The 14,168-nt window shown below is 44.3% G+C and carries 17 protein-coding genes; 12 read left to right on the plus strand and 5 right to left on the minus strand.

Translation table 11 applies throughout. From position 1 onward, the window contains the following. Positions 1 to 282: 282 nt before the first annotated feature. Positions 283 to 1,029 carry a lysophospholipid acyltransferase family protein gene (locus tag ABUE30_RS11830; RefSeq protein ID WP_408623987.1) on the minus strand — a complete coding sequence of 249 codons (747 nt, stop codon included), beginning with the start codon at positions 1,027 to 1,029 and terminating at the stop codon, positions 283 to 285. 191 nt (positions 1,030 to 1,220) lie between these two features. On the opposite strand from ABUE30_RS11830, the gene ABUE30_RS11835 reads away from it, so the two are divergent. Continuing rightward, a complete protein-coding gene (locus tag ABUE30_RS11835; RefSeq protein ID WP_408623988.1) occupies positions 1,221 to 2,030 on the plus strand; it encodes a hypothetical protein in 810 nt (269 codons plus the stop codon). 116 nt (positions 2,031 to 2,146) lie between these two features. Here ABUE30_RS11835 and ABUE30_RS11840 read toward each other — a convergent pair whose 3' ends face one another. The 4 genes from ABUE30_RS11840 to ygfZ are packed head-to-tail and all read right to left on the minus strand — an operon-like array spanning position 2,147 to position 5,345. Beyond that, positions 2,147 to 3,367, minus strand: coding sequence for a flagellar assembly protein T N-terminal domain-containing protein (locus tag ABUE30_RS11840; RefSeq protein ID WP_408623989.1), 1,221 nt, complete (start codon positions 3,365 to 3,367; stop codon positions 2,147 to 2,149). Next, complete coding sequence (locus tag ABUE30_RS11845; protein ID WP_408623990.1) at positions 3,355 to 4,113, minus strand: flagellar basal body L-ring protein FlgH; 759 nt, start codon at positions 4,111 to 4,113, stop codon at positions 3,355 to 3,357. Before ABUE30_RS11845 ends, ABUE30_RS11840 begins: the two co-directional genes overlap by 13 nt. A gap of 57 nt (positions 4,114 to 4,170) precedes the next feature. After that, positions 4,171 to 4,359: a DUF1289 domain-containing protein gene (locus ABUE30_RS11850; protein ID WP_408623991.1), complete on the minus strand. Its 189-nt coding sequence runs from the start codon at positions 4,357 to 4,359 to the stop codon at positions 4,171 to 4,173. 26 nt (positions 4,360 to 4,385) lie between these two features. After that, positions 4,386 to 5,345 (minus strand): tRNA-modifying protein YgfZ, encoded by a 960-nt coding sequence (gene ygfZ / locus ABUE30_RS11855; protein WP_408623992.1) that lies wholly within the window; start codon positions 5,343 to 5,345, stop codon positions 4,386 to 4,388. 124 nt (positions 5,346 to 5,469) lie between these two features. On the opposite strand from ygfZ, the gene ABUE30_RS11860 reads away from it, so the two are divergent. The 11 genes from ABUE30_RS11860 to recO all read left to right on the plus strand — a co-directional run bounded on the left by ABUE30_RS11860 (position 5,470) and on the right by recO (position 14,167). Next, positions 5,470 to 5,733, plus strand: a complete 264-nt coding sequence (locus ABUE30_RS11860) for an FAD assembly factor SdhE (protein WP_408623993.1) — start codon at positions 5,470 to 5,472, stop codon at positions 5,731 to 5,733. Further along, positions 5,693 to 6,076, plus strand: coding sequence for a protein YgfX (locus tag ABUE30_RS11865; protein WP_408623994.1), 384 nt, complete (start codon positions 5,693 to 5,695; stop codon positions 6,074 to 6,076). Before ABUE30_RS11860 ends, ABUE30_RS11865 begins: the two co-directional genes overlap by 41 nt. A 347-nt stretch (positions 6,077 to 6,423) precedes the next feature. Next, positions 6,424 to 7,005, plus strand: a complete 582-nt coding sequence (gene rpoE / locus ABUE30_RS11870; protein ID WP_408623995.1) for an RNA polymerase sigma factor RpoE — start codon at positions 6,424 to 6,426, stop codon at positions 7,003 to 7,005. A gap of 15 nt (positions 7,006 to 7,020) precedes the next feature. Continuing rightward, positions 7,021 to 7,590 carry an RseA family anti-sigma factor gene (locus ABUE30_RS11875; protein ID WP_408623996.1) on the plus strand — a complete coding sequence of 190 codons (570 nt, stop codon included), beginning with the start codon at positions 7,021 to 7,023 and terminating at the stop codon, positions 7,588 to 7,590. Between the two features lie 16 nt (positions 7,591 to 7,606). Beyond that, on the plus strand, positions 7,607 to 8,644 hold the full coding sequence (locus ABUE30_RS11880) for a MucB/RseB C-terminal domain-containing protein (protein WP_408623997.1): 1,038 nt from the start codon (positions 7,607 to 7,609) through the stop codon (positions 8,642 to 8,644). After that, positions 8,637 to 9,089: a SoxR reducing system RseC family protein gene (locus tag ABUE30_RS11885; protein ID WP_408623998.1), complete on the plus strand. Its 453-nt coding sequence runs from the start codon at positions 8,637 to 8,639 to the stop codon at positions 9,087 to 9,089. The genes ABUE30_RS11880 and ABUE30_RS11885 overlap by 8 nt, the downstream gene beginning before the upstream one ends. Before the next feature lie 90 nt (positions 9,090 to 9,179). Beyond that, entirely contained in the window at positions 9,180 to 10,973 is a 1,794-nt protein-coding gene (gene lepA, locus ABUE30_RS11890; protein ID WP_408623999.1) for a translation elongation factor 4, read from the plus strand. Between the two features lie 3 nt (positions 10,974 to 10,976). Next, positions 10,977 to 11,891, plus strand: a complete 915-nt coding sequence (gene lepB / locus ABUE30_RS11895) for a signal peptidase I (protein WP_408624000.1) — start codon at positions 10,977 to 10,979, stop codon at positions 11,889 to 11,891. Further along, positions 11,891 to 12,565 carry a ribonuclease III gene (gene rnc / locus ABUE30_RS11900; RefSeq protein ID WP_408624001.1) on the plus strand — a complete coding sequence of 225 codons (675 nt, stop codon included), beginning with the start codon at positions 11,891 to 11,893 and terminating at the stop codon, positions 12,563 to 12,565. The genes lepB and rnc overlap by 1 nt, the downstream gene beginning before the upstream one ends. Beyond that, entirely contained in the window at positions 12,562 to 13,482 is a 921-nt protein-coding gene (gene era, locus ABUE30_RS11905) for a GTPase Era (RefSeq protein ID WP_408624003.1), read from the plus strand. Before rnc ends, era begins: the two co-directional genes overlap by 4 nt. Beyond that, positions 13,469 to 14,167 carry a DNA repair protein RecO gene (recO, locus tag ABUE30_RS11910; RefSeq protein WP_408624004.1) on the plus strand — a complete coding sequence of 233 codons (699 nt, stop codon included), beginning with the start codon at positions 13,469 to 13,471 and terminating at the stop codon, positions 14,165 to 14,167. Before era ends, recO begins: the two co-directional genes overlap by 14 nt. Position 14,168 lies beyond the last annotated feature (1 nt).

Consider the following 14,168-nt stretch of genomic DNA (forward strand, 5'->3'; position numbering starts at 1 on the left):
CACCGACTCACTCGGGCTAAGGTTCCTATGATTTATAATTATTTACCAAGCAGTTATATAAAAATGATAGGAGTGGACTGTACGTTGCAAAAAAATCCGCTCACTCATAGTAAAAATCCCCATGAAAATTAATATATCCTCGAATATCTTGATTTTTTGTAATGGTTTTGCGCAGTATCATGCAGCCAAGTTCTACTATATGGGTGTCTTAATACTGAGCATGCGATGCTGTGGATGAGTTGTCAGCACACAAGGGATGATGAGTGTGTCTATAGATAATGATTAACCTTTCACTGTGTTCGTTTGTATTTTGTGTATGGCTTGACTAATTTTTTTATGCACCAGTTGGTTCAACTGTTGGGGCGGCGTTGCGGCAACTTCTTGCGCTTCAATTGCGGGTAATACTTCAAGTGTCATTTTGGCTTGCCCAAGCTTTAGCGAATTTTTGGGTAGCGCTTGTGCTGTGCCATGTAGCGCAATAGGAATGATCCCAACACCACACTCTTTAGCTAGCTTAAATGCGCCATTTTTAAATGATCGCACTTTACCGTCTTTAGAACGGCTTCCCTCAGGGAATATATAAACCGAGCTTCCTTGCGTGAGGTGATGACGAACTTGGGCTGACATTTTGGCGACACTTTTTCGGTCCCCTCGATTTAGGGCAATATATTGATTTAAACGCATATTCCAGCCAATAAATGGGAGCCGAAAAATTTCAATCTTAGATAACCACTTAAAGGGTTTGAATAACCCGAACGCCAGTAGAATATCCACGCCCGATTGATGATTAGAGACAATAATATAAGGTTTATCTGTGGGAAAGCGTTCCGGGTGTATAATTTTTGACTGCCAGCAAGGCGGCACTGAAATGAGCATTTTTGCCCAGAGAGAGGTAAAGTAATGCAGATAAATCAGCCGATTATCCCATCTAAGCGATAAACACCAAATCAGACAGGCAATGGCAAAACAGATTGGTGCCGTGATGATAGTAACGACTAGTAATAAGACTGAATAAAATCTTGGTAGCACAGATCGACAACTCTCTTAATAATGGTTTGATAATTGCATCATTGGCGCTAGGGGAGGCCAAGGGTCTGCGTCATCATAGGACAGACAAGCATGCTGGCTGTGACTGGTTTCACCCTCATGGCAACTGAGCGGCAAGATGTTGCCGAATAATCACGATGATGATGGCAAATACCAACGATGGAGAACTGAACATGCAAAGTGTTGACAATAATCAACCGTCGATAATGAGTCGATTATCGAACTGGATGGAGGCAAAAACATCCTCATCGCAGTCTACCAATAATGATTTTGCCTCACAGCTCGCCCAAACAAAAAGTTTGGGGCTATCGAGTACCCAAGCTAGTCAAATGACAAGTGCAAGTATACAAGGATTAAGTAGTCAAAATAAATCACTAATGCAGTCGTTAAACCTCTCAGGATCGTCGGCCTCATCCCCCGCGCTTAGTGGTAGTCAAGGGACTCAGTTACTTGGTGGTGAATTTGCTACTATTGGGCAAGGAATCGGCATTGGTTTACTCGCCTCATTTGCAGGGAAAAATGGGGGATCGCCAATCTTTGGTACGACCGGTGACAGTAAAACAGACAGTAAAAGTCCGGGTGTAGATATAAACGATTTAGCGGGTAAAAATATGGTATTTGGTGTGAAAGCTGATTCAAAAGCCAGTGCTAGTTCTGCGGCAAGTAAGGCCAGTGCAAATCCGGCACCCACGAACAGTGCCTCTACCCCAACGGCGACCAGTAATACGGCGAATACAACTCAGCCAGCGGCTACTAATACTGCGGCGAATACACCACCTGCAGCTAATACTGCAACTACTGCAACTACCAACTCGCCACAAAACCCTGCTTCGACAACCGCTCAAAATAAACCTGCGAACACTAGTTCATCACTGAATCCGTTTGCTAATTTCTTTAAAGATCTTTTTGGCAATAGTACTAATACACCGAATGCTGCAACTACCGCAACTGCGAATTCTAAACCTACAGGGACGAAGGTGTAACTTAGAATTGTCATCATGATGGTATTGTTCTAGGACGATTAGAATTGACGCAAATTATGGTCAAATCAAGAGCCCCCTATTAAAAGGGGGCTCTTATTTTAAAGGTTACACTTGGTTTAATAATTGGTTTGGGTATGCCCGCGTAGCTGACTGGACGCGATGAGAATATCGCGCACCTGAACATTCGCCATATCTGAATAATGCTGCGCTTGTAAAATAGCGCGATTGGATTGTACTTCGACAACTTTAAATGTCGGCATCTGTCCTTTATTGAAAATAGGATTACTTTGTGAGCCATCTTGTGAAATTAAATAGCGGGTGCGCATCAAGTGAAATTGATCGCCTACTTGCACACCATTACTTTGGCCTAAGTTAATCACTAATTGATTGTCATCAATACTGACAACATCAGCAAGGGTTTGCTTACAGTATAATCCCACTTGGATATCTTGGATGGCGCTGCTGATAATATATTGGATAGCTTTGCCATATTGAGAATTCCAAAACATGCCGCTGTCAGGATTGACCTTCATGGTAAAATCAAAGTTCCATTCTTGATTGGTACTGTAGTTTTTATGAAAGACAATATCACCTTTAATTCCATCGACGACAAACAAACTCAGCTTAAAGCTGCGATGATGGGTGACGGCGGTAACATTCGTTAGTTCAGAAGTAGAGCTAGATTTGTAATTTGACAGATCGTCGATATCGCCAAACATAATGTATTGCACATCATATTGAGAAGAGAGCGCACGCGCCACTTGCAGCATGCGTGCTTGGTTGCGAAAACCCGATAAAGAAGCAATGGGATTTGTCATCAGTTGACGGGGATCAAGCCTGCGGTTATTTGCTTGAATTTGCTGATAAAACTGTTCTGAAAGAGTAGCTCCTAACTGGTATAACCCACCCATTTGAGCTTGCACTCGTTGGCGCAATGTAATAGGGCCTACTAGCAATGTTTTGGCGTAATTATCTTTGTTACAGGTTCGCATGGGGAATATATCTGCGCGCACCGTTACCGTAATTTTGTTTTGTGTGAGATGTTCACGCACTACCTGCATATTATGCACTTCACCGTTGGTTTTAACGGTGAGCTTGTCACTGGCTAATATGCCGGACTTAACCACTTGGACAGAGCGAATACTGGCTCCACCTTTATACATTAATCCGAGTAGGGCATTTTGTACTGCCTTATGACGGGCTTGGTCAACTTCGCCATTTTCGATGGTGGAACTGCCTTGCCCTTCAAACCACACCGCATGCGCTGTTAATGGCATCAAAAAAAGCAGTGTAGCAAGCTTTACTGCACGCGCTCGGTTTATCATTAAAATGGCCATAAGCTTCCATTAAATAATCGTGATAACCAACCTTGAGTTTGAGTGTTGGCTTGGTCGCCAGTGCCACTAAACTCAATTCTTGCATCCGCTATTTGTGACGAATTAACGGTATTCGCTTCGGTCACATCTTTAGGGCGAATGATCCCTGTGAGTCGGATGTATTCTTTGCCATTATTAATCACTAACCATTTTTCGCCGCGAACGACCAAATTGCCATTATTAAGTACATCAACGACTGAAACAGTAATTTTGCCACTTAATGTATGGCTTTGCGCTGAGTTTGCTTTGCCGTCAAAATTTTGTGATTGCTTCATCCCCAATTGCACCGTTTTGCCATTGATGGTCAACTTTCCGCCAGGCACTGTAATGGGGTCAAGATTGTAATCATTTTTATGGGACATATCGGTTGTCGCCGATTTTTGAGCTGATGCTGACTCGGTTAAAATAATCGTGACCGTATCACCGACCGCATAGACGGGTTGATAGCTATATAGACTGCTTGATTTTTGCGGATCGTAAGCGGAACCTGTGGGGATCACTTGCTCGGGTTTCGGGGACGGATCAATTGGCGAGTAAAATGGGTCATCGGGAACCGGTGAATGAGAATCGGTTGATACCGTTACTTGTCGCTGTTTATTATCAACTTTTTGTTGAGCTGTATCGGTCACTTTTTCTTGGGTTTGAGTCAGTGTTGAACACCCTGACAACCATATAGCCAAGCAGAGAGTGGCAAGTAGTTTTAGCATTCACAGATTCCTTTACATCAAAGCCGCGCAGCGTCTGCTCGCGGCGAAAAACCGTCATTAACGGTTATAATGCAGAATCTGTTCCATATATTTTTCGCGTTGCTTTTGCGTGCGCTTTAGAATGTGCTGTTGTTGCTCAGATGAGAACTGCTGCCAGCCAGTGATTTCGTTGAGATGACGAAAACAGCCCATGCACACATCGCTTTCATTGAGTGTGCAATGACGAATACATGGTGATCTGGGCATAAGCTGTTCCTGTTTAATGACCTACTTTATTGTGTTTCGAGTGAATATGGTAGGTGCGCTAGTGTGAGTTGGCTATCGCTCTGTCCATGCAATCGATAGTGGTTTTGTGTATCACTATCGGCGCGAACCACTGCCAAAATTTCAGTATAGCCGTCGGGCTGGCGAAAACTATTGATAATCGTGCCGCAGCGGCGCCAGTTGTCACCTAACTGCATTTCTAAATCTTGGCCCGATTCAATCGCCGCGCTTGATTGCCCAACAAATCGCAGAGCTGCGCGCTTATTGGTGCCGCGATATTTTGCCCTCGCAACAATTTCTTGTCCAGTGTAGCAGCCTTTTGTAAAGCTAATGGCATCAAGCTGATGCAGGTTCAGTGCTTGAGGAATAAACTGGCCCGCGGTGGCCGCACTTAAACTGGGATACCCTGCGATAATATCGAGCCCCTGCCATAACTGTAATAGTGCGTTTTGATCACTCCCAATGGCTTGATCGATTAAGCTGTTGGCTTTGTTATTGGGGACAATTAGTAGGTAGCGCATGGGCTGATTAGCGTAGCTCAAGCAATATCCTTCATCTAACAAACCACCTTGGGAGGCGATCGTATTGCCAAAACGCTGCTCAATAAATGCTTTGGCTTGTTTACCTACGACAGCAATAAGTTGGTAATCAGCTTCAGATTCAATGGTTACTTTAGAGAATACACTGTATTTTTTCAGCTCAGGCAACTCAACATCAGCGGTCGATTGGGGTTGAAGTAGCCAGAGCCAATCACCCGCGTTAATTAATCGGACAATAGACCATAATTTACCTGTTGGATCACAATGTCCCGAGAGCGTTTGCGCACCTTTAGCGAGCCCTGTTACTTCTGCTGTGAACTGACCTTGCAAGTAGTTGTGGCGTTCATCACCACTTAATCGTGTCAGTGACCAACTTGCTAAATTTCCGACCCATAGGTCTGGAAATGTACATAATTTATCCAGTTCCACCTTAATTGCTCCCATTTAATAGGTTTAGTTTTGGTCGATGATTGTGTTGATGGTATCTTGCTATACACAGTTTGTCAGCCATTGCGCTATTGTTTTGACTAAATGGCTACCAAGAGGAAGTACCATGGAAATGACACAATCAAAATCGCGGCTACTTTGGGCTTGTCGTCGTGGCATGTTGGAACTAGATGTATTACTTCGGCCTTTTGTTGAACAATCTTACGAGCAGTTATCTATTGACCAACAGCTCTGCTTTCAAAAGCTGCTGGCGTGCGATGACCCAGATTTGTTTGCTTGGTTTATGAAACACAAAGTGTGTCCAGATCCTAAAATGGCAGAGTTAGTGGATGTTATCCTTAGTCACAACCAGCTCACACATCCGCGTTAAGTCTAGCCGCATTGCACGCTGTGTATTGATTGTTGGCACCGTTGGGCTAATGGTTGGCATTTATATAGAGCGATGTCCATGGATTGATCTGTGGCTTATCGGTTGGGCCGCTTATCTGCTATGGCAACAGATTGCTCATGTGCCGACATCGGTCATCCTCCAAGGGCCTTGGCTGAATATCGAACAACGATGGTACCGACTTGAGCCTGGCTCGCAAGTTGGAACAGGATTTTGTTGGCTTAAACTGAGCTACAACGGAGAGCGTCGCTGTTTTCTAATGATCCATGACATGCTTGAGCAAACAAGCTATCGCCACTTATGTTTAGTTTTACGTTGTTTGTAAACTTATATTGCAAGCGATTGGCGTTACAGTGAAAAATCATGGTAAGAATTAGGTGATGCAGGTCTTTTCAGTTATTTTAGATGTTTGCAGCGAATGCTTATAGTTACCCATCGATGTGTCACGAAAACTGTGTTGCTTATTGGACGCAGGCGAGGGGGTTCGTCATACTTGTAGGCCGTGTTAGAGTAAAATGAGTCACATGAATTGAACTTGGTCTTTGTAACATGTTCTAAGTGCTAAAATAAATTCGATGAGAAGAGAACTTTTTTGAATAACCGAAGTCTTAATGATTATACGCGTTGTGGCCTATTTATCGGGATACTCTATCCGGAGGCTGGTCGCGTAGGATGAATCAGCAAAATTGGACAGATCAGGCCCTTGTTGAACGGATCCAACAGGGGGATAAACAAGCATTTAATCTGCTGGTTGGTAAATATCAACATAAAGTGGCTGGCTTGGTCGCAAAGTATGTCAATAACTCAGGGGATGTGGCTGATGTGACTCAGGAAGCCTTTATTAAGGCCTACCGAGCCTTGCCTAATTTTCGCGGTGAAAGTGCGTTTTATACGTGGTTGTATCGTATTGCTGTGAATACAGCGAAGAACTATCTCGTGGCTCAAGGTCGGCGTCCCCCAGCAAATGATGTCGATAGCGATGATGCTGAGTTTTATGATGGTAGTGAAGCAATGCATGAAAGTACTACCCCTGAGTCAGTATTGCTGACTGAGGAAATTCGTGATGTTGTATTCGGTACTATTGAACAGCTGCCTGATGAATTACGCACAGCAATTACCCTGCGCGAGATTGAAGGGCTCAGCTATGACGAGATAGCACAGATTATGGAGTGCCCCGTCGGCACAGTTCGTTCTCGAATTTTTCGAGCACGAGAAGCGATTGACAAACAGATTCAGCCGCTACTGGATCGGTGATTGAAGGGAAATTTTATGCTCGGTAAAGACGAACAGATTTCAGCACTTATGGATAGTGAGTTGAAGGATAAACAGATGCTGAATTCGTTAGTGTCTGATAGTTCTCGACATATGAAGTGGCAGCGTTATCACCTAATGCGTGATGTGATTCGTGGCGATGCACCTTCTGTTTTGAATTTAGATCTAAGTAACAGTATTGCCAGCGCTTTAGAGTTTGAAGCGACACATCAAATGGCTACTGATTGTAATACAACTAATAATGTTGCGACACTTTCTCGCAAATATATGCTACCGGATTGGGTGCGTAACATGGGCCAGTATGCGATCGCTGCATCGGTTGCTGTGATTGCGATTATTGGGGTACAACAGTATCAGCAAAGCGCTCAAACTCGTGAGGCTAGCATGCAGCAACCTTTGCAAATGTTACATACTATACCAATTGGTGGAACAGTGGCACCGGTGAGTTTACAGACTAGTTTCAATCAAGATAAAAATAAACTAACGAAGCAGCAATGGCTTGAACAGCGCAAAGAGATAGCTGCTTATTTGCAAGATCATCAAATGCAACAGCGAGTTTCCAATTAGGTCTATGTGTTATCGGATGATGTTATTTCCCTTGCTAGCGTCTTTGTTGACGCAGCCTGTGTTTGCTCAAAACACGCCTGAGCAGCCAGCAGTTCACGCATCATCAACTCAAACAACTGTTCCCCAACATTTAATTGAGCCAATTAATTTATTGCAGAAAATGCAGCAAGCCTTTCATCATGATAACTATGAATTGTCATACATCCATGTTCGTCAGGGCATGATTGAACCGATACGCCTATTTCATGGCGTTGTGGATCACCAAGAAGTGGTGCATCGCTTGTATCTCAATGGGCCCGTACGCGAAGCTGTGCGCCGAGGTCACCAAGTTGTCTATTATGAAATGGGTAAAGCGCCACTATCGATCAATGCGAGTCAACTGCCAGGAATGATGGAAACATTGGCTAATATTTCCATCGAGCAGTTAACCGCTAATTACGATCTGCTTGCGTCGGGTAAAGGGCGAGTGGCGGGGCGCTCGGTGCAAATTCTGCGTATCATTCCCAAACATGATAGTTTATACGGTTTGTATGTTTGGCTGGGGAGCCAATCAGGATTGCCGCTGCGCATCGATACTGTTGATCGCCATGGAAATTTAGTTGAACAGTTGATGGCAATAGGGTTGGTGCAATTTGATACGCCAACCGATTGGATGAAAAAACTGGCTAGTATTGATCTGCCCGCGATAGAAACGCCCCCGACGCCACCTCGAGCATCGCTCAATTGGAAATTGAGCTGGAAGCCTGAAGGTATGAAGATCATCAGTGATAATCAACATCGTCTGGCAATTACTCAACAAGATGTGAATTATATCAAGCTTAGTGATGGCTTGTTTACAGTGTCAGTTTACGCTAGTGCCGCCCCTGATAGTCGTATTTTACAAGGTGATTTAGTGCGCCAAGGGGCGACGTCGATGCACTCTGTCGTTCATAATGGTATGGAAATTACCGTGGTGGGTGAAGTGCCGCCACAAACAGCTGCTTTAATCGCTCAATCGGTTAAACTAGTGGCTAATCCGTCTCAAAGTAATACACAGGAGAGCTTGCGTGACTGACTTGACTGATATGGTGACCGAAACTGCATTGGTGATGGATGTCGATGGCGATTATGCTTGGGTAGAGTGCATTAGCCGCAGTGCTTGTGGGCAATGCCATGTCGCTGATAACTGTGGTAATTCGGCAGTCGCCAAAGCGTTCTCACCGAAAACTCATCGCTTTCAGGTGAGATTAACGCATCCCGTTTTACCCGGTCAGCGCATTGAAATTGGTCTTCCCGCACAAAACTTAGTTCGCAGTGCTATGTTGATTTATCTATTGCCTCTATTGACCATGATGATGGGGGTGATGGTGGCCGTTTATATGTTTGGTCATAGTGATAATGTGGCCTTAGCTGGGTGTGTTGCTGGTGCTCTGGTCGGCTTTTTCATGGCCCGAATTGGAGCGAAGCGATTAAGCCTGCGACGTGATTATCAACCGGTCATGCTGTCGTTAAGTCGGTAATTTCTGCTGACTTCATAGCCATACTCGGTTAAATCGAGTAAAATTCCCTACCTTATATATTCCGTTAACGTTGAGCAAAGCCTGTATTCCATGAAGCATATTCGTAACTTTTCTATTATTGCCCATATCGACCATGGTAAGTCGACCTTGTCTGACCGCTTGATTCAGCATTGCGGCGGTTTAGCTGACCGTGAAATGGCCGCTCAGGTATTGGATTCTATGGATCTGGAGCGAGAGCGCGGGATTACCATTAAAGCCCAAAGCGTCACGCTTAATTATACCGCGCGTGATGGCCAGACTTATCAGTTAAATTTCATCGATACACCTGGACATGTGGATTTTTCTTATGAAGTATCCCGTTCATTAGCGTCATGTGAAGGTGCTTTGCTGGTTGTCGATGCAGCGCAAGGTGTTGAGGCCCAAACGTTAGCAAACTGCTACACGGCCATCGATATGAATTTAGAAGTCATCCCGATACTTAATAAAATCGACTTACCACAGGCTGATCCTGAGCGAGTGGCTCAAGAGATTGAAGATATCGTAGGTATTGATGCCGTGGATGCGACCCGCTGCTCGGCGAAAACTGGCATCGGTATCGAGGATGTATTAGAGGCCATTGTCAAACAGATCCCCCCTCCAGAAGGTGAACAAGATGCGCCATTACAAGCCTTGATTGTTGATTCTTGGTTTGATAACTACCAAGGTGTGGTGTCGTTGGTTCGAATTAAAAATGGGGTGGTGCGTAAAGGCGACAAGATGAAAGTGATGTCGACTGGTCAAACCCATGTTGTCGACAAGGTGGGGATTTTTACGCCAAAACCGACCGAAACAGGGGTTTTGCATGCGGGTGAAGTCGGTTTTATCATTGCTGGAATTAAAGAAGTGAATGGTGCCCCAGTCGGGGACACATTGACACTTGCGAAAAATCCGACGTCTAACCCACTGCCCGGATTTAAGAAAGTGAAACCGCAAGTGTACGCTGGTTTATTCCCAGTGAGCTCAGATGATTATGAAGCCTTTAGGGATGCTCTTGGCAAATTGAGTTTGAATGACTCATCATTATTTTATGAGCCTGAAACATCGACTGCACTAGGTTTTGGGTTTCGTTGTGGCTTTCTTGGCATGTTGCACATGGAGATTATCCAAGAGCGCTTAGAGCGTGAGTATGATTTGGATTTGATCACAACTGCGCCAACGGTGGTCTATGAAATTCTCAATACCGATGGCAACATTGAATATGTTGATAGCCCTGCGAAATTACCTCCGATAAACAATATTGATGAAATTCGCGAACCTATTGCCGAAGTGAATATTTTGGTGCCTAAAGAGTACCTAGGCAATGTCATTACACTCTGTGTTGAAAAGCGCGGCATGCAAACCAACATGGCTTATCATGGTAATCAAGTTGCACTGACCTATGAAGTGCCGATGGCTGAAGTGGTGTTGGATTTCTTTGACCGATTAAAGTCAACTAGTCGTGGCTATGCGTCATTAGATTATAGCTTTAAGCGTTTTGAAGTGTCTAATATGTCTCGCGTTGATATTTTGATTAATGGCGATCGCGTTGATGCCTTAGCATTGATTACACACCATGATAATGCGGCCTACCGGGGTCGTGAAGTCGTGGAAAAAATGAAAGAGCTGATCCCGCGTCAGATGTTTGATATTGCGATTCAAGCCGCTATTGGCAACCATATTGTCGCCCGTAGTACCGTTAAGCAACTACGTAAGAACGTATTGGCTAAATGTTACGGTGGTGATGTTAGTCGTAAGAAAAAACTGCTTTCTAAACAAAAAGAAGGTAAAAAACGCATGAAACAAGTGGGTAATGTGGAGGTTCCTCAGGAAGCTTTTCTTGCCGTACTCCATATTGGGAAGGATTAATTCATGGCTGCTTATTTTTCGATTGTATTAGTCATCGTTACTTTATTAACTGGGATCGTATGGGCGCTTGATCGTAGTATTTGGGCTAAACGCAGACAAATGAGCTTGGATAACGCTCGCCAGTCTGCAGATGGAGAACTGCCCGAGGCTGCCCAAAATGCCTTATTGCAAGAACCTAGTTGGATTGAAAATTGTAAATCGGTTTTTCCAGTATTACTGGTGGTGTTACTGCTCCGCTCATTTTTATATGAACCGTTCCAGATCCCATCTGGCTCGATGAAGCCGACGTTATTAGTAGGGGATTTTATCTTGGTTGAGAAATTTGCCTATGGTCTTAAGGATCCTATTTTTAATGACACCTTAATTCCAACAGGCAAACCCAAACGAGGCGATGTTATCGTCTTTAAATACCCTCGTAACCCAAAAATTGATTACATCAAACGTGTCGTTGGTCTGCCAGGGGATACGATTATCTATCAAAATAAACGGCTTTATATTCAGCCTAAATGTAACGGTGATCAATGTCCGCCTAAAATGGAAGTTTCACAGAAGCTGGTGGCAGAAGGTAAGTTCCATATAGGTCCATACCCACTTAATACCTATCAGGAAAAGTTGGGTGATGTGACTCATGATATTTTGATTAGTCCAGATTTATCAGATCGCGTGAGTTATTACTACCAACAGCCGGGAACTGCGCCTAACGAGTTTATCGTGCCAGATGGTGAATATTTTGCCATGGGTGATAATCGTGATAATAGTGAAGATAGTCGCTATTGGGGATTTGTACCGACACATAATTTGGTGGGGCGTGCAGTCGCTATCTGGATAAGTTTTGAGTTTAATCATTCTGCGAATTCTTGGTTACCCAGTTGGGTTCCAACAGGGGTTCGCTTTAATCGGATTGGAGCCATTCATTAATGGTGGATGAAACAGGCCGACTACAACGGTCTTTAGGTTATGTATTTAAAGAGCAACACTTGCTTGAGCAAGCATTGACACATCGTAGTGCCAACTCAGTGCATAATGAACGACTAGAATTTTTAGGGGATGCTATTTTAAGTTGGGTGATTGCCGATGCTTTGTATCGACAATTCCCTACTTCTCCTGAAGGGGATTTATCGCGGATGAGAGCGACCCTAGTGAAAGGTAAGACATTGGCTGAATTTGGCCGTGAGTTTGAACTTGGGGAGTATCTGAAACTGGGTCCCGGCGAGTTGAAAAGTGGTGGCTATCGGCGCGAGTCTATTTTAGCGGATGCGGTCGAAGCATTGATTGGTGCGATTTATTTAGATTCTGGCTCCGCTGTCATTCAGCCTCTACTGCTACAATGGTATGAGCCGCGGCTTTCTCAGATTAGACCTGGGAACGATCAAAAAGATCCCAAAACGCGTTTGCAGGAGTTTTTACAAGGACAGAAAAAATCCTTGCCTGATTATGAAGTCGTACTCGTTAAAGGAGAGGCCCATAATCAGCAGTTCACAGTGAGCTGTAAGATTGATCTGTTAGATCACCCCGTAGAAGGGACGGGGACAAGCCGCCGTAAGGCTGAACAAGAGGCAGCACGGCGCGTCCTTGAGGAGTTTAAGGTATGAATCAAGTTCCTGAATATGGAACACACTGCGGCTTTGTGGCAATTGTTGGCCGACCGAATGTCGGCAAATCGACATTGCTGAATTGCCTATTAGGGCAAAAAGTCAGTATTACCTCGAAAAAGCCGCAAACAACACGGCATCGTATTCTAGGGATCCATACTGAGGATAGCTATCAAACTATTTTTGTGGATACTCCTGGACTGCATATCGAGGAGCAGCGGGCAATTAACCGATTGATGAATCGTGCTGCGAGTAGTTCGCTTGCTGATGTATCCATGGTGATCTTTGTTGTTGATGGCACTCGCTGGACTGATGATGATGAAATGGTGCTCAATAAACTTCGCCATGTAAACGCGCCAGTGATATTAGCCGTGAATAAGATCGATAACATTAGTGATCGAAATGAAGTGTTATTGCCTCATCTGCAAGTATTGGCCCAAAAGTATGCTTTTGCTCAAGTGGTTCCGATGAGTGCCAAACAGGGTACCAATGTTGACAAAATAATCGGGTGGGCCCAGCAATCACTTCCCGATAATGTGTTTTTCTTTCCAGAAGATTACATTACCGATCGGTCATCGCGATTTATGGCCTCAGAGATCATTCGTGAAAAATTGATGCGCTTTACCGGTCAAGAACTGCCTTATTCGACCACTGTTGAAATTGAACAATTTCGGATGCAGGACAATGGCGTCTATCAGATTAACGCGCTGATCTTAGTTGAACGTTCCGGGCAGAAAAAAATGGTCATCGGTAAAAAAGGTGAGAAGCTAAAAACGATTGGTCGCGAAGCTCGGATTGATATGGAACGATTGTTTGATAACAAAGTATTCTTAGAAATCTGGGTGAAAGTGAAATCAGGATGGGCTGATGATGAACGCGCACTGCGTAGCTTAGGCTATGGAGATGACCCACTCTGATCGTATGAACAATACTGATGCGTTTGTTTTGCACCGTCGCCCTTTTCGGGAAAGCAGCGCATTAGTGCAACTGTTAAGTTGTCGCTATGGCAAACTCAGTGCTGTGGTTCGGGTCACCAAAGATTCGCGTGGCTTGCTACAGCCGTTTATTCCGCTGCAATTGAATTTAACAGGGCGTAGCGCTTTGAAAACAGCCAGTCGATTGGAAGCCCAGTCACTGGCTTTTCCTTTGTTTGGTGAAGCGCTCTATAGTGGCTTTTATCTCAATGAGCTGCTCTATTATTTATTACCTGAAGAAGAACCCGTCCCAACTATCTATCAAGCTTATCAGCAAGCGCTGTTAGAATTGTCGGCAAACTCTTGGCCGTTAGCGGCAATTTTGCGACAATTTGAGCTTACCTTGTTAACCCAATTAGGTTACGGTTTGCCAAGTGTCGATATGCTGGAGACGAACCAGCACTATCAATTTGTTCCCGGTGAAGGCTTCATTGACTGCGTTCCTTTAAAGACGACGTTTAGTGGAAAAGCGTTGCAAGCTTTGAGTGCATTTAATCGAGATGATGCGGCGCAATTGAGCGTGGCCAAGCGTGTATTTCGAATCATGCTTGATGAGTTATTAGCAGGGCATAAGTTACGCAGTCGAGAGCTATTAATACAACACCGGGCGATTCAACGAGAGGACTAAA

Source organism: Celerinatantimonas yamalensis, from assembly GCF_046054155.1.
GTDB classification, from domain to species: domain Bacteria; phylum Pseudomonadota; class Gammaproteobacteria; order Enterobacterales; family Celerinatantimonadaceae; genus Celerinatantimonas; species Celerinatantimonas yamalensis.

What these genes read in the sequence shown, in the direction of transcription:
- ABUE30_RS11850 (WP_408623991.1), bottom strand. Translation starts at nt 4,359, where the DNA reads ATGCCCAGATCACCATGTATTCGTCATTGCACACTCAATGAAAGCGAT.
- ABUE30_RS11865 (WP_408623994.1), top strand. Translation starts at nt 5,693, where the DNA reads ATGTTATCCTTAGTCACAACCAGCTCACACATCCGCGTTAAGTCTAGC.
- rnc (WP_408624001.1), top strand. Translation starts at nt 11,891, where the DNA reads ATGGTGGATGAAACAGGCCGACTACAACGGTCTTTAGGTTATGTATTT.
- ABUE30_RS11860 (WP_408623993.1), top strand. Translation starts at nt 5,470, where the DNA reads ATGGAAATGACACAATCAAAATCGCGGCTACTTTGGGCTTGTCGTCGT.
- era (WP_408624003.1), top strand. Translation starts at nt 12,562, where the DNA reads ATGAATCAAGTTCCTGAATATGGAACACACTGCGGCTTTGTGGCAATT.
- rpoE (WP_408623995.1), top strand. Translation starts at nt 6,424, where the DNA reads ATGAATCAGCAAAATTGGACAGATCAGGCCCTTGTTGAACGGATCCAA.
- ABUE30_RS11880 (WP_408623997.1), top strand. Translation starts at nt 7,607, where the DNA reads ATGATGTTATTTCCCTTGCTAGCGTCTTTGTTGACGCAGCCTGTGTTT.
- ABUE30_RS11835 (WP_408623988.1), top strand. Translation starts at nt 1,221, where the DNA reads ATGCAAAGTGTTGACAATAATCAACCGTCGATAATGAGTCGATTATCG.
- ABUE30_RS11845 (WP_408623990.1), bottom strand. Translation starts at nt 4,113, where the DNA reads ATGCTAAAACTACTTGCCACTCTCTGCTTGGCTATATGGTTGTCAGGG.
- recO (WP_408624004.1), top strand. Translation starts at nt 13,469, where the DNA reads ATGACCCACTCTGATCGTATGAACAATACTGATGCGTTTGTTTTGCAC.
- ABUE30_RS11840 (WP_408623989.1), bottom strand. Translation starts at nt 3,367, where the DNA reads ATGGCCATTTTAATGATAAACCGAGCGCGTGCAGTAAAGCTTGCTACA.
- lepA (WP_408623999.1), top strand. Translation starts at nt 9,180, where the DNA reads ATGAAGCATATTCGTAACTTTTCTATTATTGCCCATATCGACCATGGT.
- ABUE30_RS11875 (WP_408623996.1), top strand. Translation starts at nt 7,021, where the DNA reads ATGCTCGGTAAAGACGAACAGATTTCAGCACTTATGGATAGTGAGTTG.
- lepB (WP_408624000.1), top strand. Translation starts at nt 10,977, where the DNA reads ATGGCTGCTTATTTTTCGATTGTATTAGTCATCGTTACTTTATTAACT.